General features: G+C 52.0%; 4 protein-coding genes. 2 read left to right on the top strand and 2 right to left on the bottom strand.

Features of this window, described 5'->3' with window-relative positions; genetic code table 11:
• Positions 1-144 precede the first annotated feature (144 nt).
• Positions 145-594, top strand: a complete 450-nt coding sequence (locus tag BQ5453_RS11425) for a hypothetical protein (protein WP_071123297.1) — start codon at positions 145-147, stop codon at positions 592-594.
• Complete coding sequence (locus tag BQ5453_RS11420) at positions 542-2,662, top strand: terminase large subunit (RefSeq protein WP_071123296.1); 2,121 nt, start codon at positions 542-544, stop codon at positions 2,660-2,662. Before BQ5453_RS11425 ends, BQ5453_RS11420 begins: the two co-directional genes overlap by 53 nt.
• A gap of 65 nt (positions 2,663-2,727) precedes the next feature.
• Here the strand turns inward: BQ5453_RS11420 and BQ5453_RS11415 are convergent, their stop codons facing one another.
• Positions 2,728-4,686: a portal protein gene (locus BQ5453_RS11415; protein WP_235860081.1), complete on the bottom strand. Its 1,959-nt coding sequence runs from the start codon at positions 4,684-4,686 to the stop codon at positions 2,728-2,730.
• Between the two features lie 61 nt (positions 4,687-4,747).
• Complete coding sequence (locus BQ5453_RS11410; protein ID WP_071123294.1) at positions 4,748-25,711, bottom strand: putative barnase/colicin E5 family endoribonuclease; 20,964 nt, start codon at positions 25,709-25,711, stop codon at positions 4,748-4,750.
• Between the last annotated feature and the right edge of the window lie 5 nt (positions 25,712-25,716).

Raw genomic sequence — 25,716 nt, 5'->3', positions numbered from 1 at the left:
AATAAACATAGAAGACGTGCTTCCACTTTTAACTATTGTGAGTTGGCTTCGCTAACTTTGTATAGGAAAAAACAACCCTTGGCGTAAATTCAAGTCAACCCGTTAACTTGTTTACTAATTACGCCAACACGTTACAGTGATACTATGAAGTATTTTGGCAGCATACTAGATTTTACGAGGGCGCGCAATACCGAACTCATGAGGGCTTATCGCGAAAAACTTGCCGAAGCAAGCATCATCGTCATGCCTGTCATCTTTGAGTTGGTGGCTGAGTCGCCTGCTTCTCGCTTCTGGGTGAGCGAGGAGAGGGCAGCCATTGTCATTTCCGCTATGGCGGCAGGAAAACCCATGCCGCGCATGAGGAGCAACAAGCGTGAGATGTTTGAGGAGATTTACCGCAGATATCTCCTCATGCGTGAGGATTATCCCGACAAGTCGGTCTATGAGTTGGTTACGAAGATTGTCAATCAACCTGCGCCCAAGTTCTACCTCACGCCTCGCACGGTCGGGGAGTTTATTTACCGCATAAAGAATGGATGGTATGACAACCAATACGATAGATACAGAGATTGCCGCACTGCTTGCGGAGAATGACAGGCGCAATGAAGTCATGTTCGCCAAGTTCGACCCTGTCACTGGAGAGGGGTCTATTGGTAAACGTGTCCGTGTCAGCATTGCCGACTTTGCTATTCCCGTTCAGTGGTTGCCTGTTGAGATGATGAATATTCCGCTTGTCAAGAAGTTGGTCAAGGCTGGCTCTATCGACAAGTTTCTCTCGTCCGTGATGCACGTTGAGCCGAATGACGACGACTTCATCAAGGTGTCGCGCACGTTCATACGCTTGCGCTACAAGCACGACTTTCCTTTTTGGACGGCTACGCTCGTCTATATCCACAACAAGGACGCAGGAAAGGACGTGCTTTTCCGTCTGTGGTATCCGCAGCGCATCCTCGTGTCGCGCTTTGAGGCGAAACGAAAGGCAGGATTACCTATCCGTCTTATTCTCTTGAAAGCGCGTCAGTGGGGCGGCTCCACGACTGTGCAACTCTACATGGCGTGGTTGCAGTTCTTCCACAAAAAAGGTCTCAACTCACTCATCATCGCACACCAAGGCACGGCATCTGACGAAATCAAGGATATGTTCGACCTCATGATAAAGAAACACCCGGTGGAGTTCCTGCACAAGTTGGGTGAGGTCTATTCGGAGAATGAGCCTAAACTTGTCGGTGTCGGCAAGTCGGGTTCTACGTACCGTGTGCCACAACGAGACTGCAAAATTAAGGTGGGTACAGCCGAGCGTCCTAACGGTTGCCGTGGCGGTGCCTACTCGTTGGTGCATCTTTCCGAGGTGGGTCTGTGGAAAAAGACGGAGGGTAAGTCGCCCGAAGATATTGTGCGTTCCGCTTGCTCTGGTATTCTCGCACGACCTTACACGATGATTGTTATGGAAAGTACTGCTGATGGTGTTGGCACTTACTTTGATGCGGAATATACGGCCGCTGCTGACCCTACTGTCAAGTCACAGTTTGAGGCACTTTTTATTTCTTGGTTTCAGATTGAGCATTACTCGCGTCCTTTCGACTCTGCCGAAGAACTACGCGCCTTTGCCAAATGGCTTTGGGAGAACCGCAACAATGCCTACACTCCGTCCAATCGTGAGGAGAGCGGACGCTATCTGTGGTCGTTGTGGGAAAAGGGGGCGACACTGGAGGCTATCCATTGGTATATATACGAGCGTGCTGGTAAGAATGACTTTGCGGTGATGGCTGCGGAGTTTCCGTCTGACGATGTGGAGGCGTTTGTTCATGCAGGTACAATGGTGTTCGACAAGTATCTTGTCAAGCAGTTTGAGCCATATTGCCGCAAGCCTAAGTTTGTTGGCGAGGTCTATGCCGATGCCGATGAGGGCGAGGAGGCTCTTTCTAATCTCCGTTTCCGTGAGGACAGGCAGGGCTTACTCTCCATTTGGGCTATGCCAGAGAAGTTTGACGATTACGAGGTTACCGACCGCTACCTTACCGTAGTCGATGTGGGCGGACGCTCCAACAAGGCTGACTGGTCTGTCATCGTGGTGTTCGACCGTCTGAGCATGATTGACGGTAGCGAGCCTCCGTCTGTGGTGGCGCAGTGGTATGGCCATTGCGACATCGACCGCCTCGCATGGCGTGCCGCACAGATTGCGGCTTTCTACAACGACTCGCTGTTGGTCATCGAGTCCAACACCTTGGAGACGCACGACAAGGAGCGACAGGTGGAGGGTGGCGACCAGTCGCAGTATATCCTCAATCAGATTTCAGACATCTATCCCAATCTCTACGCTCGCAAGCAGTCCGAGGACGAGATACGCGAGGGTGCGCCTCGCAAGTATGGTTTCCACACGAATGTGGCCACCAAGCCGATGATTATCTCTACCTTGGTCAAGGTCATTCGCGAGCGTCTGTATATCGAGCGCGATAAGCGGTGTCTTGACGAGTACGACACTTATGAGCGCAAGCCGAATGGCGCGTATGGTGCTATTGTCGGCAAGCATGACGACTTGCTTATGACGCGTGCCATCGGTCTGCACATCTGCTATCGCGAAATGGAGATGCCCGAATTTGTGCCTATCACAAACCGCACACTCCGAAAAGACAGAAGCCCCGTCTCCGAGGCTTCCATATAACAAGAAAAGCCCCACAAAGTCCCTTTGGCTTAGTCGGCCTAAGGAGGCTTAGTGAGGCTTTTTCTTTATTGTGGTTGCATCATCTGCTGCGCCTGGTTCACGGCTTGCATGTTCGCTCCCTGCTGAACCTGCTGTGCAAGTTCTGGCGACATTCCGTCCGGCACTTGCCCTTGCTCCAACTGCTCCCTCTGCGACTTGATGCTCTGCAGCAACTCGTCTGCAAATGGGAAATCTCCGTGTTCAAGCAACTGCTCCACACTGATTGCCTTGGCTTGCCACAACTGCATGAGCATGTCGTTGGTCAAGGCGCGGTAGGCTGGCGTGGCGGTGCTTTCCACAATGCTTAGGTCAAACTCCACATCGCGTATCTTCCGTGGATCGTACTCCACGATGGTGGAGTTCTTTCCTGCAATGTTGAATACGCGCGGTGTGTCGTAGAACTGCTGTATGTTCTTCACGTCCTTGTACGCTCCGTCTCTGATGAATGCCGAGAACGTGTCGAGCAGGTCAAGCAGCGAGGTGGTGGCGTTCTGCGCCTGTTGGTTATACAGACTGGCTGACATGCCCGAATAGCCGGGCTTGCCCTGCAACGCTCCGTTCACGCCCGATATGTCCTCGAAGAACTTCAGCTGCATGTTCAGCAACTCCGAGATGCCTATCTGCGTGCAGTTGTTGGCTATCTGCTGCGGCAGTGCCTGTCCTGCCTTGGGCTGCTTTATCATGATGATGCCGTTGAACCTTGCCCACTCGTCCGCAACATCTTCCATCGACATGCCCTTGGGCAGACATTCTTCCGGGAACAGCAGCACACCCTTGGCTGACGCTCGCATTATCCAGTCGTACATCGTTATCAAGCGGTTGGTGTACCGCTGCTGGTCTATCACGTTGCTCACAAACGAGTGTATCTCTCCGTCTATGAATGGGTATGCCTTGAACACGTAGGGGTGGCTCTTGTGCTCGTAGGGTGTCTCGCCCTCTTCAAGTATGTCTCCGAATGGGGTGAGCATGTAGTAGTACCAGTATGAGTCCATGAACCACTCATAGCGGATAAGCGGCACATCGTCCTCGCTCATGCCCAACTCTCGCGCCTGTTGCAGTCGCTTCTCATTCTCGTCAAGCACAAGTTCCTTGAAGTCCTCCATGTCCACCTTGAACACGTCTCCGTTGTTCACGTCATGGCAGCGCACTCTCTCCTTGCTTTCCTTGCGCCACACCTCAATTACCCTGCATCGGCTCTGGTCGTAGGGCACGAGGAAGTCGTAGTAGCCTTGCAGGGGATAGCCGAAGTTGTCATACATGGCACTGAGATACGATTTGTCCTTGGCATACTTGTATATCTCGGCCAGTCGGTCGTAGTCGGCCTTGCTGTGGGCAAAGCGTCCGCACAAGTCCTCAAACGAGATGTCGTGTATCTCGCCCAAGCAACTGCAATCCCAACCTCTAAAGTCCCTCATGTTGTTGTCGATGAAGAAATTGTTGGGTTGCACATAGTCCGTCCAACAGTCCAGCTTGTTTTCTCGCCAACCGTACCACTTCCTCTGTACCACAAATCCCGATATGAGGAACTCTTCCATGCACCTTGCGTTTATCTCGGTCATGCGGTTCAACTGCATGTTGCATTGCAGCACGGTACTCATGGTTTCGCCATACCGTTGCTCGTCTCTGTCTCTTGCCGTGCAGGTCGGCTCTTTGGCTTGGCTGCGGTACACGCCAAGCACGGCTTGCACCATGCGTCTAATGAGGTTGTTCTTCAGCGGCACGTTGCCTTGTTTCTTGATGAGTTCCTCTTCCTTCATCATCTTGCCGTTCACGCATACATAGTCATCCCACTGCCTACCGTAGGTGTAGTTCTTGTTTCTCTCACGGTCTCTGCGGAATGTCTCCATCGCAAGCCAATACTGCTGTGCTTGCCACAACACCTCAAAGGCACGGTTATTGCCCATCGTGCGCCTTGCATGGCTCACGCTGTCCAATTCCTTTTGCGGCATCACACGGCTCATTCTATGTAGTTTCTTTGTTGCCATATTCATTGTGTAATTTGGGACGATGCAAATTTATATTATTGCACCGTCCCTCATTGTTTAACTATTGTTGGTTCATTCTGCCGATGTCGTCAAGCAACTTGTCGCGTGTGGTGGTCATTACCCTCACAAGGCTGTCGCGCTCTTCTGCGTTCTTGCTGCGCAGATACTTCTCCGTGAGCTGTTTCATGTCGTGCTTGTACCGTTTCATGCGTCCGTGCTCTCGCATATTGTACTTCTGACGGAGTTGTTTCATGCCCTCGCGGTAGGCGGCTCTGTCGGTCTTTTTCAATTTCGACAACTCGGTCTGCAGCTTGCTAACCTCGTCATAGGTGGAGAGCAACTGCTTGGTGGCCTCGGTCTCCATTCGATTGCTCATCTTCTCCTTGGCTTTGGTCAGCACGCGGTTCTGCTGTGCGGTTTTCACACTGTCCCGTGCCTCCTCTGAATATGCCCAGCCTGTGAGCGGTGCGCCTCTGTGTATCTTGTACTCGGCATATCGCTCGGCTATCTCGGCTGGTGTCATATTGCTTGCCTCTGCTGCCGTTGCGCCCAACTCGTCAAAATAGATTTTGTCGGTTTGGCTCTGTGGGCAGTTGATGATGCGTGCAATGAGCAGCGCACATTCGCGTGAGGTCTCGGCATCGTCTCCGCAATAGTCCATGATGGCTACCACTGCATCGGTCAGCGATTGCGGATTGACTCCAACGCCCGACTGCACAAGCAGGTTCACCACATCGTTCATGGCGGCTACCTTGTCTTTCGGCATCTTCTGAAGTATGGCCGCAAGGTCGCTTGCCAACGGCATATCCTTTACGAGGTAACTCCAGTTGGCGGCTTCTCCGTTGAGTGCCATCTGTCCTGCCGAACTCATCACGTCTCCGCCTGTCAGTCCCTCAATGCTGCCGAACATGGTGTGGTTGATTACATCGTCCCACATCTTGCTCTTCTCATCCTTGTCGTCTCCTGCAATAAGGTATGGCAGGTATGCGCCAAAGTTCCATGCGAATTGCAGAATGTAGCCGAACACGCCTATTCTTGCGATGTCGCGCAACAGACTTCTGCGGTACTCGCTCTTGGCGTTGCTGTCTGCCTTGTCGGGGTCTATGCCGTCCCTGCGCATCTGTTTGGCCATGTACTCCTCACTCATGGATTGGTAGCCCGGCTCAAAGCGGTGCTTGATGTTGCGGATAGCATCATACAACTGCCTTGTATATGACATGGACGAGTTGCGGAAGATGGTGAACAGCACGCTCAGCCATGAACGGTCCACTTGCATGGTGGAGAGAAATGCGCTCTCGCTCGACTGCTGTGTCTGGTTGAACAGAATTGTCGCGTCTTGCTTGGCGCGTTTCTCTGCCACTTCCTCGTCATAGCCATAGCGAAGATATTTTTGTTTCTTCGTCTGGTACATGGCGTGTGAACCGATGGCCACGGTCAGCGCATCGACAAAGGCATTGGGCGACATACCGATGCGTGAGGCGATTTCCACCACATGGCTGCGCCACATCTTCCAGTCCATCTCGCTCTTCATCAGTCGTGGGTCTCCTGCCATGCGGCTCTTCCAACGCTTTTCAAAGATTGGCAGGTTCTCCATCGACCATTTCCATGCGCCTATCGGATTGGCGATGTTGGCGGCAAGATATACAGGGTTGCTGTCCGAAAGGTAGGCTGGCATGGAGAGGAACTGCTTCAGTGCGGTGAACACTCTGAAACTTACCTTTGCTGCCGTTATGCCCTTGGCGATGTTCACTGCGGCCTTGTCAAGCTGTGCAATCGGTGGGCGGTATGCTCCTGCGGCCATGCTGCACACGTTGCGGAAGTTGTTCCACAGGGTCTTGCCGCCTCCGTACACGCTCGACATGTTCATCACTTGGTTGCGGAAGTGCTTGTACGAGAGCAGGGTGTTCAAGTCTCTGTTGAACTCTGCAAACGCTGCCCAACGCTCCATCTGCTGAATGTGGTCAAGTATCACGCTGAATGCGTCCGCACCCATCACGTCAAGGGCGAGATTGTTGCGTCTGCGCTTGATGATGCTGCCTGTCGAGGTGGCTGGCAGGGCGGTGTCGGTGGTGTCGTCGGCTACGTCCACATCTTCTATTCTTGCATTGGCGAGTATCTTCAATGGGAAGTAGTTCTCTATCGCGGCCATTGACGCACCGAACATGCGCTTGTGTACATCATTGTACTCGTTGCGCTTTCCTACGAGGAACTCCTCCTGCATCCAGTCGGCAAGTTGCAGGAAACGTGGGTCAACGAAATCCTTGATGTTCTCGACATCTTCTTCGGTGATACCCATTCTGCGTAACTTCATGCGTCCGTCTGCCATCTTGTCAACCATATAGATGTAGAGCAGGTTGCCTTGGGTGAGTTCGTGGTCTTTCCGCTCGCCTCCGTCCCAGAATGTAATGGTTGCCTTGGGCATCTTGCGCTCCATGGCAAAGAGGTCGCCCCATTTCATGTTCTTGCCGAACACTTCGCTCACTTTCTCGTCAAGGGTTTTCAAGGCGTTCTGATAGCCTTTGTACTCTCTCTCGGTGGCATCAACCCAACCGCGCATATAGCGGTTCCAAAGGTAGCCCTCACCGTTCACGCTCTTCTTGCCGAACATTCGCAGCATCTGATCAAACGTGCCTAATGGTGCAAGCAGGAAACGTACTGCGCTGTTGTTGGCTATCTTCTGCACCTTGTCCTCCTTGTGGTGTTCGTCTGTCGGACGGCCTACCATGTCGGAGTTTGCATTGTGGTGGATTGCCTCCACACGCTGTTTCTCTGCCTCGCGCCATTGCTTGGCTCGCTCTACACTGCCGCCCAACACGCTGCCTACTTGCTCCACAATGGAACGGTAGGCTTCGGCTCGCTCTATCTTATTCTGACGAATGGCATCATTGGTCGCTGCCACATATTCGTTGTAGGCATCTTTCTCCATCATGCCAGCGTCCAAATCTTCCTTGGCTTGCTTGATGCTGTCGCGCAATGCCTTTTCTTCGGCTTTGCTGTCGGTGATGTCCTCGGCAAACTGGTGGGCAAGCAACAGACCGCTGTACTCCAAAGCAGCTTCATCGGCCACGGCTTGGTCATCGCTGCCCATGCGGTTCAATGCCTCGGCAATGCGCTCCTCGATGTCGGCCTTTGGCAGGGAAGTGGCTTTCCTTACCACCTGTGCAATGGTCTGTCCGTCTGGGTCAATCTGCCCTTGCACCTCGATGCCTCGTGCATCTACACGGCTACCACGGGTGGAGAGCAGTCTGCCGAGCATATTTGCACCCATGCGCAACTGGTTATCTACCATAATGTCCATAACCTTGGCCACTTGGTTGCTGGTGTCCTGCTTGCCGTGGGCGTTGTTCACTGCCGAGAGTATGCGCTTGGTCTCGTACTTGCTCAAATCATCGAGCAGTCCGTTGTCAAGCAGCACCTTGGCAAGGTCGGAGATGCTCTTCACGGTCGAAAGGTCATACTCTCTCTGACGTGCCATCGCCTGACGCAGTTTGTTCAAGTTGCCGCCAATGGCTTTCATCGCCTCTTGCTTGGCTTGCCAGTTGTCGGCATTGGCTTGGCTCGCTGCAATCTTCATCTGCGTAATGGTCTCGTCAAGTCCCATGTCGCCATCGCGGAACTTCATGCCCCCATCGGGGTCGGTCTCTGGACTATGGTTGTCCTTTGCAAGTCCTGTCTTGTCGTGATACTCGCCAGTATCAAGCAAATCAGAAATACTTTCTGCAATGGCACTCAATGTTCCCGCAGGTGCTTTGCGAATATCCTCTTTGAAGTAAACATACTCGTTTGCAAACTTCCCATCTTCTGCATGAAATCTGTTAGGACTTCGTTTAGTCTTGATAACAATGCTTTCGACAGGCTCATCACCGACATTTGCTGCGTTGATGTTATGGTTGCTCACTCTGATAGTAAACACCTTGCCATTGGGCGTTTCAAATGAGCCATACCCACTTCCAGTGCTGCCTCTTGTCAGACCAAGACTATTGCTTAAATCTGATATAAAGCCCTTGCTGTCAGTTGTATTCTTGTATGTTTTTGCAACATTTGCAAGTGCTTCTTTGGCTTTCTCACGTTTTTGCTGTACCTTTGCAGCGTGTTCAACATCAGTAGGCTCTAAGTGCTTAAGTGCTGCCTCATTGAGTTGGGCACTTTTTTTATGTCCATCACTGAACTTCGTCTCACCAAACCCTGTCTTTCTCCGCATTACCTCGGTATCGGCTGCGTCAAACACATCGGGCTTGCCTCCGTTCTTCTTGCGCTTGTATGCTTCGTGCAGGACAAACGCCCATTCCTTATCACCCCATTTCTTCTTGCCAGGGATTTTCAATCCGTCAAGCAACTTTTGAAGGGCTTTTTGGAGCATGGACTTCAACTTGCCCCAGAACGTAAGTTCCTCGGCACTCATCTTCTCAAAGCCTTTCTCACCGATGCGTCCTGCAAGGTCGGCTCCGTACTCCTCCGTGGCATCACGCTTGAACTGCTCGCGCTTCTTGCTTGCCTCGGCATGTGCCTCTGCCATGTCCGCATAGTAGGTGGCGTTGCTGTCCTCGCCCTTGGCCTCATGCTCCTTGCGTTTCTTCTCGCGGAGTCTGTCCACCTCGGCATCATACATCTTCTGCGCCATACGGTCAATGGTATTCCGTATCTCGTCTTTCGACACGTTGTAGAGTTCATCAAGAGCATTGTTCAGTTTCTCCTCTTCGGGGAACAGCACACGCAGTCCGTCATGCCCCACAACCTCATGGATAAACGTGTTCTCCACATCTGCCATGTTGGCATTGTTAGGCACAACGATGGTAACTTCACCAGTCAAAGGATTAAAGCTGCCTTTCATTCTGCGCTGGCGTGTACTCGGCAATGCGGCCACCTCCTCGTCCGTGCGGATAATGCGCACAGGTGTATGGAGCCGCTCTGCCAACTCGTTCACACGCTCGGCCATCGCATTGTTCATCGCCTCCTTGGGTTCGCCCACCCACTTGCCAGACATCTTGGCATTGATGCGTGCAATGTCCTCGTTGGTCATGAATGGTGCGTGTCCCTCGCGTCCGGGGATAACATCACGGTTCTCCATATTCTGCCTGTCAAGTGCAAGGCTTTCTTCGGGAGTGAGTTCTTTACCGTCCAACTCAAAGCGGTAGCCCATCTTCTCCAACTCTCTGCGCACCTGCGGCACAAAGCGGTTGTAGTCGCGGTGGCTCTTCAATGCCTCACGCTTGCCGGGGTGTTTCTTCCAATATTCGTCAATGAGTTTGGCTTCCTCCTCGCGCGTGAGCACCTTGTCTATCTTGCTCCAGCGTGAGAGGTAGAGTGTGCGGCCGTTGTTCCACTGATGCGCTCCAGTGGGCAGCAGGGCATAGTCGGCATGGAATGGCTCATCAATCTCCGATTTCGGAATGAGACTGCGCACCACTACAAGGTTCGGACGCTTGTACGCCTCGCCAAACTGGGTGTTCAGCGGTGTCTCGATGGCATGGTCGTATGGGTCGTATGCCGCCCACAAGCCTTTGTCCTCGGGGTTCTTCTTCAAGAAGTATTGCAGCTGTGCGTCCTTGGTCTTTGGCTTTACGAACTTCAATCCGTCATTTATCTGCAACTCCGTGGTTTTCTTGCCGTCCACCACGATGTAGCCGTTCTTGTTGAGTTCGTCCAACTGCCGCTGCTGCTCTGGTGTGAGTTCAATCTGCGGTGGGTTGGAATAGTTCCACTTCTGCCCCTGCAAGGTTCTGCGCTCGCCTGTCTCCGCATCGGTAAACGCCATAGGCGAACCGAGTGCATCGTCCTCAAAGGCTTGCACGTTGCGATATACTGGCACAAGCTCGCTGTCGGGCAACGACTCCAGCTCTATCGCCTTTGGGTCATCGTCCTCGAGCAAACGGAACTTGGTCTTGTCCTCGCTCGTCTCGTCCTCATCGTCTGCGACAACATCGGTAGCGGCCTCCACGCTTGCGTCCATCTCGGCATACTTCTTTTCCTTTTCTGCCATTTCCACTTTCATGGCCTCGGAGTATTCCTCAAACTGACGCTTGGCCTCTTCGAGTTCCTTGCCGAACTCAAACGGTTTGCTCTCACGCTGTTTCAGTTGCTCCAACTCTGACTTGCCGTGTTTCACCATGCGCGTGGCTATGTCGAACCGCTCCGCGAAGTCCTTGCCTGTAATGACGTTCTCGGTGATGTCCTCAACGGCATTGCGCAAGAGCGACTGCTTGACAGGTATGTCGGTCAGCCCGAGTTCGGGGCATGAGTAGGTCATTTTGCGGTGTATCTCTGCAAAGAGCGAACCGCCAATGTTCTGCGTCTCACGCGACATCTCGGTCTTTACAACGAAGTCATAGCCACCCAACGACAAGGTGAGGGTGTTGGTCTGTGCCGCATTGCCTGAGTGTTCTTTCATAGCCTTTACTGCATCGAGGATTTTCTTGTTGTGTTCCTTGATGAAGTCGGACATGGCATCAACAGAACCGAACTTCTGTTTGCCTACGGTTATCTCCGTAAACTTGCCATCGGGGAATGCCTTTTGCACGGCAAGCAGGTGGGCGTTGGCTTCCTCTGCTCGCAGCTCTGCGGCCTTTATTTGTCCCTCCAGCTTGGGCTTGGCATTGTGGATATAGGTTTGGTCGGCCTCCCACTGCTTTCTGCGGCTCTCGTACTTTCGCACATTCTTCTCCGCATTGTTTTTCAGCAGGGCATACTCGCTACCCGAAAGCTGCGCCACGGTATCACCGAACACATCTTCTTCCTCTTCAAGCACACGGTTGTTCATGCTGTCCTGCATCAGTCGGTCGCCCTCCATCACGCTGTCGGCAATCGCTCCCTTGGTTTTCAGTCGCTGATAGGCTGTTACATCAAGGCTGTCCTCCACACCGAAACGGAGCACACGTACTGGCTTGCCCCATTGCTTGTGCAGGTTGCCCTGTCGCAAGATACGGCCATTGCGCTGTGTGTAGTCCATCGGTCGGTTGGGCGCATCGAGGTGAATAAGGGTGTGCAGACGCTCCTGTATGTTCACGCCTGTACCAAGGGTGGCTGTACTGCCGAGTACCACACGCACCTCGCCACGGTTCACCTTGTCGAAGATGTCGAGTTTCTTCTTGATGGTCATGCCAGGCTTCATCACGACCACCTCGCTTTCGGGTACGCCTTGCGCTATGAGTTTCTGCTTGATGTCCTCATACAGGTTGAAACCGCTGCGCTTGTTTTGGTAGTGGTCGGCAAAGATGGCCACCGTTCCCTTGTAGTCGTCCGTCTCTTTCAACGAGCGCAGGGTTTGGCGCACGGCCTCGTTGGTCTTGCTCTTTGGATCATCCTCTGCGTCCATCTCAACAAGTCGGGCATCGACAGCGGCTCCCTGTGCTATGCCATACATGGTGAGCGGAATGCTGCTGTTCTCTTTCTTCTCCTTGCCGCTCATTTCGTCAAAGCGTTTGAGTTCATCACGCACATACTTCATCACGCTGCGCAGGGCGCGTGTCTGTGGTAGATAGATGTCCTGTGCCTTGCCGCCCTCCATTTCGGGTATTTTCTTCACCAGCTCGGTTTGGTCTTTGGTCAGCACGGTGTCGGCCACTCCCGACCAGATACGCACCAATTCGGGCAGGTTCACATATCCTGCAAAGCGGTTCACTTCCTTGAACTTGCCGCTTGTGCCAAATTCGGGCATCTGCTGTATGTTGCCGAAATTGCGCACGAAGTCGTCAAAGTAGTAGATGCCGTACTCCTTCATGGTGTCCTTTGGCATGAGGTAGCGCATGAAAGTCCATATCTCTGCGGCAGTGTTGCTGATAGGCGTACCAGTGGCAAAGATGACGTTACGTCCGTTGTTCTTCTCCAGCACGGCTTGTGTCTTTAGATACACGCCTTGCGACTTCTTGCTGTACGATGGGTCAACGCCTTTCACTCCGCGCTGCATGGCAGTGGCAAAGCCGAGGTGCTTGTATTCGTGCGCCTCGTCAATGAGCAGTGCGTCAATGCCCATATCGTCAAAGTTCTCCACATCATCCGTGCGACGGTCGAGCATTTCCTCAGCCTTGACAGCTGCGTTCTGCTTGGCAACGGCTTTCTTCTTTTCATCGTTGGCTGTGCGCTTCTTTGAAATACCTTCTGTCAATGCTGCCATTTCTGCTTGCAAGTCGGCAAGTTCCTTTTCTGCACGCCTTGTTATAGGATCTCTGCCGCTGGAGTCTGCCTCACGCATCTGTTCAAGCACAAGCATCTTCTCGTCTATCTTGTCCTGTTTGAACTGCATCTGACGCTCGTCGCTGTCAGGAATTTTGTCCAACGTGCTCTGAGGGATAATTACCATATCCCAATCATTATACTTGATTTTGGCATAGAAATTCTTTCGACCCTCTGCATCACGGTCGTTATCGTCCAGCACAAGCACCTTGGCATTCGGATAGAGTTCCTTGGCTGAGGCTGCAAATTGTCCTACTGTGGCATTCTGCACCACAATCATAGGCTTGCGTGCCGTGCCGAGTCTGCGCATCTCCATAGCAGTGGAGATAAGAGTGAATGTCTTCCCGGTGCCAACCTCATGGGCAAGCAGCAATGGCTGCATCGTACCTCGTACAATGGCTTTACCTTGGTGTGACCGCATCTTGAACTTGTGTGTCGCACCGCCGAAGTATTCAGGTACAAAGTCATTAGGTATGCTCATAGGAACATAGTTGTTGAAGCGGTCGTTATACGCTTGCTCCATGCGTGCTGACAAGTCCGCGTCACTCTGCATCTTTCCGCGCACCCAGTCCTTGAAGTCCTGACGTATCTCGTCTATCTTGGCTGCACATGCGGCCGTAGCCTCACGGTCTGTAACGGTTTCCGTTGTGCCGTCAAAATGCTTTTCAGTACGTGACACGACTATACTTTTATTCTGAATTGCAGCTGAAATGAGTTCGTGTCCCATAATGGTCTTTTTAAGCTTTTCGCTCACAATACCCATTGCACGGTTCTTCTCAACGTTTACACCATAAGTCGGGGCTTTCATGAACCATGTACCACCAGCAGCTGTGAAATGCACGTCTATGTCGGTACGCTCCTTAACATACGCGTCATAGAGTTTTGGGTCAAGCCATGACGAACCGAGTGTAAAATCTATCAAGTGTGCAGGAATATTCATAGGAACAACTTCCTGCAATGCCTTGATGTTCTTGCTGTACTCACCATTCTCATTGTTGGCCTCAGCTTGTTTCAGCTTCTCTCTCACGTTACCGCTCAAATACTGGTATGACACTTCCATCTGTCGTGTCGCAGGGTCTTCAAAGCCAAGTCCGCTGTCAATGATTTCACGTTTCACTTCTGCCTCACTCTTTCCAAGCTGGCTTGCAATGTAAGGAACATCTATGCGTCCGTTCTTGAACATGCTCACCACAACGCCATCATTGACATTTTCGGGGTGAGGTTCGCTTTCCTTCTCCACTACTCGGCCTTTCATCACATCGGCCTTATCGTAGGTCTTGACAACACCACCCTTGCCGTCTCCTTGCTCCTTATATGTCTCCAATGAGAACACATTAGGATAGTCCACGTCATTGCGCAACCATGCTAATTGGTTGTTCTTATTGAAATGACCGTAAGTACTGACAAAGGCATCGTAGGCCTTGTTGAGTTTGGCAATCAATGGCTTCAGTCCTTCATCACCCTCATTCTCTGTCTGGTACTGCATGACTTCGGCCAATGCGTCTTTGATGGCAGCATAAGCAGTGAAGCACTCCTGCTTGGTGTGTCCTTTTATCTTCTTGTCGTTCACTTCAAGCGGATAGTAACCGCCAAATCCTGCGGTGACGAGCTTACCGTCTTTCAAGTACATCTCGCCAAGCTTTTTGCCGTCAGCAGAGACATCGCTCACATAAGATGGCTTAGCATTCTCCATGGTTGCCACGCTGCTGCCTGTCTCCTCTGTGAACGATTTAACGAAATCAGCCAGCATCTTGCCTTGGTCTTTGCCGCTTACCGGGTAGAGTCCCTTGCTGGTAGGTCTGAATGTATCACCTGCCTCAAAGGCAAAGCGCATTTCACCGGCCATATGGTCGGGGTGCTCGATGAAATACTTGTTGTAGTCCATCGAGAGCTGTTTGGCCTTGCGTGCGCCTGGTTCTTCATATTCGGCTGTACGCTCACCACTGATGCTGCTCACGTCAATGGCTTGGGCAGACTTCTGACCATTCACCCGCTTGCGGATAACGATAATGTCAGACGTGACGGTTGTACCGCCAAAGGTCTTGTTATTCATGCGAAATGCTCCGATGAAGTCCGAACCTCCCTCGTTCACAACCCAGTCGCGCAAAGCCTTGCTGTTATCGAGTGTGCCGTTTGAAGAAATGAAGATACCCAAGCCGCCCTCACGCAGTTTGCGCACGTTCTTGGCTATGCAGAAGTCATGGATATTGTGGAACTTCTTAGAAAGGTCGCTGTCGCCAGTGGTGTCATTCACACGCAATCCAGTTACAAAAGGCACATTGGTAATGGCCAAATCCACGCTGCAATTAGGAATGCGTGTCTGCTCAAAACCTTGTATCTCCACCTTGGCATCGGGGTAGAGCAACGAGAGTATGCCGCCAGATGTGCCGTCTATCTCAATGGCGTGAATGTCACTGCGCCCGCTTACCATTGCAGGCATCTGTCCCAAGATATTGCCAATACCTGCGGAACCCTCCAAGATGTTGCCACCCTTGAAACCAAGCTGATTTGCAATGTCCCAAAGTGTGTCAACAACGTATGCAGGAGTGTAGTAGGCACTATTGGCACTCATAACGGCCTGCTCATAGGCTTCTTCTCCAAGCAACTCACGTATCTTCTTGTTGCGTTCACGCTGTTTCCAGTCGTAGCCTCCGTCACTGAAAGCGGCTCCAAGACCTCCCCAACCACTGAACTGTCTAAGCACACTCATCTGCTCGGGAGTGGCTGTCTCACCGCTCTCAAGTAATTCATGCGCCAACTCAATAGCCTTGATGTTGGCCTCTATCCTGCCATTCACCGAAGTAGGCGCATGGTCTGCGCCACGCTCTGAATGGTTGTTGCGTGTGTTCTTCGGCTCGGTCAGTCCATGAAGTCCAGCGGACACAGCCCTATCTTCGCCAGTGCTTTGTCCTCCTCGTCCTCCGTCAGGTCTTCCACCTTCTTGTGCAACTGTTTTGCGAGAGTTTCCTTGGCATCCTCGTAATCCTTGCCGTTGTCCACTATGGTCGGCTGGCACTGCTTCGGTGCGTATCGAAGCATCATTTCCTTGTAATCCATTGTTTGATGGTTTATCGAACAGCCCGGCAAACAAATCGCCTACCTGCTGCTCTGGTTTAACTTTCTTGGTTGTCTTTTCCTTTTGGTCCTCTTGCTTATTTTGAGAATTTCCTATACCTTTGCCATGTGAATTGTCAGTGGTCCGTGCAGCTTGACCTTGATTGTTTGGAGCTATAGCACTTACGTCTCCATCAGCTGACAATTCATCATAAGCCGTCAGAATCCAATTCTTGTCGGCTATTTTTTTGCCCTTATCTCTGACATTCTTGCGTATAGTTACAAGTTTGCTTCCTTTCTTGAATACAATCTTGTCACCATTCTCAAAATCCTTATCACCAGTTTTGATGATGCTGTCTATGACCTTTGCAGCCTCATCAACAGAAAGAAAACTTTTTCCTTCTCCAACATGTTTGTCTATAATGTGGCATAAACCACCGCCTTTATCACCCCAGACTACATCAATGTTACCTACACCATCTCTGCGGAAAACTCCAAGTACATCGCCACTTCTTTTTTCTTTAAGGAAAGCAAAAGCCTCTTGCGCATTTCCTTGAAACTGATTATATACGTCACCAAATGCACCCTTACCAATTGGCTTAAGCTTTTCAACATTGCTCTTGGCTCGTTTATCACGACTCTCACTTGCAATGCGCTCCGCTTTCTGGAAGATGTCCTCGTCTTTGCGCGCTTCTGCCTTATGGCGCAACTGGTCCGAATGAGCATTAACCCACATGGCAGGAGCAAGACCAGTATCAATACGGAAGCCTCCCTCATCATTAGGCTGCGCCACAACAGCATCATGCCATGTTCTGCCGCCATCGGGACTGTACTCCACCTTGTCACCCGAATAGTACTCGCCCTCCTTGGCTTCTGCCTTGCCGGGCAGATACTTATAGGCTTCACGCTGCACCTGCTTCAAAAGGTCAGAATACGTAACTTTGCTGTCAACGAAGACATTCCTACCGTAGCGGTCATTGCCAGTGCCTTCAGAATGGTCAACACGGAACATGATGTGAGTAACTTCAAGGTCGCTGCCTCCAAAGCCATCTACACCCTTGGCTGCTCTTGGCTCAACGCCTATTGTCAGATACAGCTCGCGTCCTTCTTCTAATGGCAGGTGTATAGACACATCACCTCCAACAGGCGATATGTTGGAAACTGCAAGTGGCTTAGTCTTACGGTTGCCATTCTTGTCTACCTTGTCCGTATGAGTAGCCTCGAAGCGGTCAAGTCCAAGGTCGTTAATCAACTGGCTTGCAAGGTTGGCCGCGTCCTTCACGGATTTCTTCTCAGCATTACGCATATAGCCGTATGCTTCGTTGTAGTCCTTCTCCACCTCCTCAGCCTCATAGTACCCAAGCAGGGCAAGCTGCTCATTTACCTTGTCGAGAGTTCCATCTACTTGCTCTGCTGCTCCTGCGAGGGCTTGCTCGTCGCTCGAAGTTTTTGCGAGAGCTTCTGCTTTGCTTGCAATAGTCTCTGCTTCTGCTGCAACAGCATCTGTATTTGCTGCTGTCTGCTTTTCAATTTCTTTTCGTTGCTCATTTCTTGTTGTCTTTAGTTCGTTGTTTGCTTTGTCTGCGGCCACTTGTGCCTTATTCTCCTCTACTATCATGTTGGCTTGTGCCAACACGTCCTTGTTAGGCTTGTCGAAGTTCTCCACGTCAAAGCCATCAACCTCCTCTGTTGGAGTAAACATCGCTTGGTCATAACCAGGAATTCGTTTTACACCCTCATAAAAAGATTTCAGCCACGGCTTGATTTTATAGCCGAGACGGCCGACCATTGCCTTTGCAAATTCGGGGAATGCCACAAAGCCTTGGTCAATATACCCCAATGAGTAGTTCACACCTGCATTGTACACAAAACGTCTCTGTTGAGAGGTCATCGCATCGGGGTCACGAAACTTTATGCCTCCGTCCAACTCTTCATCGCCAATACCAAGCAATTCACGAAGAATGTCCTCATCATGCTTCATTTCATCAGTAATGACAAGTTTCTTCTCACCGTCCTGCTTTGGTTGCTCAGCTTTAGTCGGCTCTGATGGCTTCTGCTCTACCACATCTGCAACCTCTACACGGTTTGCAGGCTTCTTGGCAGCGGTCTTCTTGCGTGCCGTTGGCTTCTTCGGCTCCACTGCATCACGAAGCTCCTGCGCTGTCATTGGCTGGTTATCTGCCACGGCCTCCTCATTACCAACCATTTCAGCGGCCTTGCGTGCGTCCTCCTCATTGCGGAATATCCAGCCGCCGCTCTCACGGTCTTTCCAACCGCGTGCAGGGGCAAAGCGTCCCTCACCTGTCCGTTCTTTGGCAAACTCCTTGACGGCACGTTCTTGGTCGGCTGTCAAATCATGGTCAAAGGTAAGGAGAGAAACATTGCTCGTCTTGCCCTTCTTGTTGGTGTAGGTTGAAGGAGTGATGGAATAGCCGGCTTTCGGTGCATTGATTTCAACAGCGTCCTTCTTCACCGACGAGTACTCACCAAACGGCTTAATCTTACGCTTGCTCGATGCTATCCACTTTTCAAAGTCTTCGAGGTTCACAGCAGTCACGTCAATCCTGCGTCCATCTTCCCAACCTTTCTCATAGTTGGCAAGATAGTCGCTCTTCGCTTCGTCAGCATCGTTGAAGCCAAGCATCACCTTGTGTTCGTCAAACGTGCCATCAGGGTTGTACTGGTCAACGACAAACACCTTGTGTCCGTTCCAACCGTCAATGTCATTGGAGAGGAACACGTCTATGTGGTCGCCGTCAACACCCACTGCACCACGAATGTAGCCATAGGTGTTGTGCATCTTGCTTTCCCATTGCTTGCCGTCAGCATCAGTGCCCTTACGCACGCTGCCCTGCGGCTGCTCAATGGTGATGTCAAACGTGCCAACTTGCACATGTCCCTTCTTATAATTGCCGACTTCCTTCTGTGCTTCGGTGGGGGCGGTGTTCACTTCGGCTGAGGCGGTGGCAATCTGTTCAGAAAGTGACGTTTCTCCCTCTCCACCAACACTTTTCTCCGCATTTCCTTGCAAAGTCGATTGATTATTTATAACTTTGCTTACAGAAGAAACGGTTGACTCACCGTTGGGTTCTGATGGCATAATGCCATTATGCTTGCCATCAGAAAGCGAAGAGTCACTTGAAATGGCATTATTCGGTTGCTGAGGTTCGGTCTTGGCAACCGTATCTTCTCCCAATGCGGGTACGGAATGGACTTCATTTTTGGACGGAACTCCGTTAGAGGAAGAGCTGTTTTCGGTGATAGGCTCAGACTGCAAACCGTCACTGACAACCACCGAGTTGTCATTCTGCACTTCGGAAGCAGACCATATATTATTTGACATACTGGTTTGAGGCACATCCGTGCCCTCGGTAGCGAGGTCAGACACATTCCCTTGCGACGAGTATAAGCCTTGTGCCACGTCTGAGGCATCAGAAACATCATCGGCGTGTTTCCAAACCAACTTATCTTTCCCCTGCGTAATATTCGGGGAAGTTGTCACAGAAACACCAGCAGGGTGGTGTTCGGTCTGTGCGCCACCGTCAAATCGGTATAGCAACTTCCCTTTTTTCAACGCCTCTTTCACACGTTTGGCTCGGTCATAATGACTGCTAACGCTGACTTCCAATCCGTCTTTCTTTACCGTTACCGACTTGAAGTAATACACTTTTTTGCCGTTTGTTCCATTGAAAGTTTTTATGAACAGTAACGAACTTGCACGTTCCGTATTGCCATCACTGGCTTCTGATGGAACTTCAACAATAACGTGTGGATGCTCAAGTGTAGGCTTTATCATGCCAAACTGCTCGCTACGCCCTTTCTCAAACAACTTGGCAATTTGGTTTTCACCCATCTTTACTTTACCCAATGGGGTTGACACCATACCATTTTCACCAAACTGCTCAATCCAATTAGTCGGATTGAGTTCTATTTGTGGAATTTCTGACGTGTTGTCTTCCATGCGAGACAAAAGTTCATTTGCCTCGTCATCATTCAAACCTACATGTGCTTCTGAAACTCCGCCATTACTTTCTCCTTGTATGTCGGTTGGCTCTTCTCCATCGCGTCCAAAGCCATCTGCATTTTGCACAACTGCTTCTGCTCTCTGCTTTCGTTCTGCGACTGAGGCATCAACGATTGCTTGTTGTTCTTTTGGTGTTGCATTTCTAAAATGTTCATTTAATCGGTTCAACAATTCTTCCTTTGAAGTCACCCCACCGCTAAACATGTCCAACTGACCGCTTGCAGGTGAAGCAGCTTCATTATTATATATTGAAAGGAACTTGCGCAAGTCGCTCGGCTTACCGCTGTTCAATATGTCAGCAAGTATAAGCGTAACGCCATCAGTTACACGGCTATCTCCGTGTTCATCGTCAAACAAACCTTGCTGTCTGCCGTAAGAAGATACAGGCATACCTTCTTTGTAAAATTCGGGCGACTCCGCCTTGGCACGGCTCACAAGGTCAACAGCAGCACCAAGTTCTTGACTCAAATCATAGCCACTCTTAGCAAGAGTACGGTTGTTGGCAATCTCATTCAAGCCCATAACCACAGATTGGCGAAGCGTAGGTGTGCTGATAATTTGACGCACGGCATCGGGCGAAGCCTGGAAGACCTTGCCTATAAGTGTGTTCTCGATAAGTTCCTTACCTGCTGCCGACAAAGCATTGCCAGTGCGAAGTTCCGGCAACTGCATCTCGTTAATAACACCAGCCTCCAATAACTGACCAATGGCAGAAGATACTGCATTTCCATCAGCATAGTAGTCCGACATGCGGTCAAAGCGACTAATATCACCGACAATGCTTGCAAATACATTATCAGGAACAATCTTGCCAAGCTTCACGGCATGCTCAGGTTTGCTCTGCTTCTTCTGCTGTTCAGCATTGAAGCGTGCAAACGTATTAGCATCGTATGGCAATTCCTCATCAGGAACGAAGACAACGCGCGGGTGCTGCATGCCCTCTATCTGCTCGGGAGTAAAACCGAACATGGCTCCAAACTCGCGCAAGTGGTCCACATACGCCTTGTCTGTACCGTTCTTTGCTGCAATCTCGCCCGACATAGTGCGGTTATTACCGCTCAGCACAACGCCGTCCTTGCTGACGATGACGGGACTTTGCAGGGCACGGCTGTCGTAATTGTCGGCAATGTCCTGCACAATGCGCTGCGCGTCTCTGTCACGCTTGTAGTCACGGTCATTCACGCTCTCACCATTCTCGTCAACAGGGAAACCTTCAGCAGGCTCGTAGGCGTTGTTCACGTCATGGCTGGCGGTGGCCGCTCCGGCCTCTGTCAGCACATAGTGGCCGCGCAGGGTCGAACCGTCAGCAAGGGTGATAGCGTTAGAATTGCCCTCAACCTTGGTGGCTCCGTCCCACTTTGCCTTTATCTTCGGGTTCACGGCATGGGTGCCGACCTCGGCTTGCTCGGCTGCTTTCTCAGCGGCCATGCGCTTCTGCTCCTCCAACTGTGCCACAGCTTCATCGTGCAATTTGGCATCACGTTCCCTCTGTGCTGCTTCCTGCTGCTCACGCACCGAACGCTTGCGGTCATTCATGAGGGTGTAGATGCGCGTCCAGGCATTCACGTTCTCCTCGGCTGCACCCACTTGGGCATTATACTGCTCCATGGCGGTGTTGTAGGCAGCATCTGCCTCCTGCTGTGCCTTGGCCATCTGCATGGGCGAACCTTTCAGCGCGGGGGCTTTCTTGGTCGGTGCCTTCTTCCTCAATGCGTCAAGTGCTTTGTTGGCCTGGTCCAACTGCGCATTGACAATGGAGGTGGTGTTTTCCTCATTGCCTCCTGTCACCTCGTTGAGTGCGTCGAGGGCGGTTTCACGGTCGGCACGCTCAAACATGGGTTCGCCAGTCTGCCCGTCAACAGGAATGCGCGAAAGGGCAGATGGCTGGCGGTTGGCTTCCTCAGCCTTGCGCTGCTGCTCCTGCTCCAGCATCTGCCGGTTGTACTGCTGCATTCCCTGCACCTGCTCTTCTGGCAGGGTGATGCCGCCGTTACCATGTGTGGCTGCATCGAAAACACCTTGCCCATACTGTTGCACCTGCTCCTCAGTCATCTGTGGCTGGTCTGCGGTGGCAGCATCTGCTTCGGCGGCAGGTACGGCTTCTGCATTACTCGGAGTTTCCTCCTCATTGGCTGTACCGCCCAGCACGGCTTCATGCTCAGCTTGTATATTGGCGTATGCCTCTTCGAGTTCCGTCTGTGGGTCAATGGCTTCACCCACGTTGAAAATTTGGTCTGGACTGGCAAACATGTATTCACCTGTTTCGGCATCGCATATCACAATGCTTTGGTCTGACTTGGCAGCGTCTATGCCCGAACCGTCGGGGTACACCGCCACTTTGCCCTTGACAACATACACAGGCTTGTCGTCCACCTTCATGGTAGCTGGCAGCACCATGCCGCTGTCCTTGTGAGTGTGACGCTTCACATTGGCGGCCACCTCCTTGCGCTTGTTGTCCATGGCATCGTTCGATGCGTCCTGCACACCGTCCATTGCAGCCTTGGCATTGATGTAGTAGAGCACTGCGTCTTGCTGGTCTTCCGTTAACTCAGAATTTTTCACCATCGCCCACGGGTCCTCCTTCATCTCTGCCATGCGCCACTCGGCATCAGTTCCGAAAGCGTCCTCACAGAGCTCGTAGGCCTCCTGCATACGCATAACAATGGCGTCCACATCGGCTTTAGCTTCGGCATCGCCTTGCTCCACCTTGTCCCAAAGCAAGCGCGACTGGTCGTAAATGGCGGACGCTCCTGCCTCTTCTTCCAACATGGGCCGTTCTGCTACTGCCTCAGGACCTTTCTCTACCGGATAAAGTCGCCTGATGTAGTCCTCCACGGCAGCTTGCTCCTGCTCGTTGCGCTTGCCCGGACCTTTCTTGATGGCATCGTCCACGTCCACGCCTGTCTCTTCCTTGATGGCAGCACGAATGGCTTCGGGGCGTTCAGCGTCTGCCATTGTCTTGTTGGCCTCAATGGCTTTGTCAATATCCCTTACCATTCCGCCATAGTTGCGCACAGCATCGGCATCACCTTCTTTCACAGCCTTGTAGTTGCGCATCACGGTCCCGAAGTCGGCACCGGGTGCCACCTGCTCCACTGCAGCCTGCACCACCTTAATGTTGGCCGCAGTCTCCTTGTATCGCTCGCCAACGTCCACAGAGTTCAGTTCTGCCTGTCGCAAAATATTGTTTTCTTCCTGCTTGGCTGACGATTCGTCGGCAAAACGTTTGTTTGTCACCACCTCACCATTGGCAGTCACTGCCTTTACGTAAATGTTGCCGTGCTCGTCTTTATCCGTCGTATACCCGGTAACGGTTCCCATAGGCAACTGTCGCCCGGTGAGGATATAGTAAGCCTTGGCTCTCGTGCTCTGGCTCACGGTAGGGTCTTGCATGAGGGCCTCCATTGCCGAATATCCGTCAAACTCCGGATTGGTCACGCGCTCGGCATTGGCTTCCTCCACGCCATTGCGCTTCACAATGTCAAACGTCATGGTCTTGCCGTCCGTCATCTTCGGCTTAGCCTCGCTTTGTGGTTTGGCAGGTTTCTGCTTGGGCGTGTACCTGAACAAGTCGGCAAGCTCCCCATAGCCCTGCTTGCGCAGTTCCTCACGCTCTTCTTGTGTCAAGTCAAGGTCGCGCGGACTGGAATCCAGCTGTTTGCGCAACCTTTCCATGAAGCTCATGCGGTTGTGGTTGCGCTCCTCCATGGTCTTAGGCTCAGCAACAGGGCGCATTCCGGCAATAACCCGCGGTGCACTCTTTATGCCATGGCTTGCCTTGAAACCCAGCATCATGGCCAAGTTGTCCGTCCAAATGTCCATGGCACTGCGCTTGTTGGGGTTATTATCTGCCAACTGTGCGTTCTCCACCCATTCTGGCGCAGCAAAGATGGTACCCTCAGCAATGGTAGAAGTGGCAAGCTCTCCTGCACGAATGCCAACCTTGCCGGCAGTGTTCGATGTGGCCTTCACCCACTTGTCAGCCACATTGCCAATGACAGGGGACAATGCACCTGTTGCAGCACCAAGCACAACTCCAAGCAGAGTTGATTTCAGCACCTCAGAACCACTAAACTCTCGTTCACCGGTTTCCGGGTCAAGTGCGCCACCAAGCCGCATTTGCTGTTCGATGTTCGTCAAAGTGTTATAGGTGGCAAAATTGCCGACACCACCAGCAGCACCGCCAAGCAATCGTCCAGCAATGGTTCTTCCTGCATATCGCCCGGCAACTTCCTTGCCCGCACCTTTAAGCATGGCCTTGCCGGTGTACTGCATGGTTTTCTTCGCTGCTGCACCACCTACACCACCAGAAATATAGGTAACAGGGTCAAAAGCCATATTAGCCACAGTGCCAACAATGTCGAGCGTACGGTGCTCTTGTCCATACCGTCCCATGGCATCTGCCTCGGCCTGGCTCATGCCATACGAGCCAGTGAGGGCTGAAGCTGCCATGTCGGTTGCCATTGACTGCGACAGAAATGGCTGGTCGGCTATCTTGCGCATCAAGAACTCTGTCTTGCTCTTCGGCATGTGCGCTTGCACGGCTCTGTCGTAGGTGGCACGGTACACCTCTCCCTGCAAGGCTTCCTTGGCGGCTTGCGCCACGCTCCTGCCTTTCAACTCTTCCGGGTGCTTGCGGAAATAGTCGGAGTAGTGCAATATCTGACTGTCACGGTACGACTGCGGCATTTTCTGATATACCGCCTGCGCCAATTTCTCAAGGTTGAAAGTCTGCTTCCTTTGCATGGCCCGTCCGAGGTCACGCTGATAGTCTGCCGAACTCTGCATGGGCAGTCCATTAGGGTCTGTTGGCGTAAGCAGCGCATCTTTCAGTCTGTCAAAGAAACCGCCATGCTTGGCTCTCTCATAATCCTTTCTGTACTGCTCATCGGCAGCTCTGTCCTCAGCCTCGGCACGCTGCCATTCTGCCTCCAATGCCTTGCGCAGAGGTGCTTCATAGTCAAGCTGCGCTTGTCTCTGCACATCTTCCGGCTTGTTAGGGTCAAGACCATTCACCTTCATGCGGTCTTGAAATTGGTGGGCAAGACGCGTCTTTCTTGCCGCATATTCAGCATGATTGGCCTCTGTGAGTGATGTGGTGAGCGTGCCGTCAGGAAGCAGCCACTGCGTCTTGGGCTTCCCATTCTCGTACACCACACCGTATGGCAGTGGTGATTGCTCGCTCTCCACAGGCTTCTGACCCTGCTGCTGGCCACCGCCCTTACCTTGCGACGGCTGCTGCGGAGGCGCAAAACCAACAACCCTCGTCGGAGTTCCTGCCAACTGGGCTGCAAACCTGCCCGCGCTGAGTTTCTTGCGCCCCTCCTTGGTTACAGGCATCATCATGCGGCCAATCTTTGCGTTGGTATTAGCTATGCCTTGCTGCACCTGCTGCCTCATCTGACCAACCTGCAAGCTCATCTGTATTTTCTGCTGCTCCGTGGGCTGCCAGCCTTTCTTTTGCGGGGCTGGTGCTGCTGTTGCCGCAGGCTTCTGCTGAGCAGGTGCTGCCGATGTCGTTACTTGTGGCTTCGCATGCGGTGCAGCAGGGCGTTGCGCCTGTGCCTGTGGCTTGGGTGCCTGCATCTTCTGCATGAACTCCTCATACGAGGAACCAATCTGAGCACCGTTAGCCGAAAGCAGGTCATAAACTTGCTTTCGGTTTGCATAATGGTCGTTGCCAGTGAAGCCCTTGACAAAGGTATCGTAGTCTTGCTCATACCCACCCTTCTGCAAGGTGGCGTACAATTGCTTCAATTTGCTGTTATCTATTGGCATATCTG

The sequence above is a fragment of the Prevotellamassilia timonensis genome, from assembly GCF_900106785.1.
Taxonomy (GTDB): Bacteria; Bacteroidota; Bacteroidia; order Bacteroidales; family Bacteroidaceae; genus Alloprevotella; species Alloprevotella timonensis.
Note: the sequence above shows the minus strand (reverse complement) of the source record. Positions and strands in the feature narration are given on the sequence as shown.

Excerpts from the sequence above, each read along its gene's own strand:
- BQ5453_RS11420 (WP_071123296.1), top strand. The coding sequence starts at position 542 with ATGACAACCAATACGATAGATACAGAGATTGCCGCACTGCTTGCGGAG.
- BQ5453_RS11410 (WP_071123294.1), bottom strand. The coding sequence starts at position 25,711 with ATGCCAATAGATAACAGCAAATTGAAGCAATTGTACGCCACCTTGCAG.
- BQ5453_RS11415 (WP_235860081.1), bottom strand. The coding sequence starts at position 4,686 with ATGGCAACAAAGAAACTACATAGAATGAGCCGTGTGATGCCGCAAAAG.
- BQ5453_RS11425 (WP_071123297.1), top strand. The coding sequence starts at position 145 with ATGAAGTATTTTGGCAGCATACTAGATTTTACGAGGGCGCGCAATACC.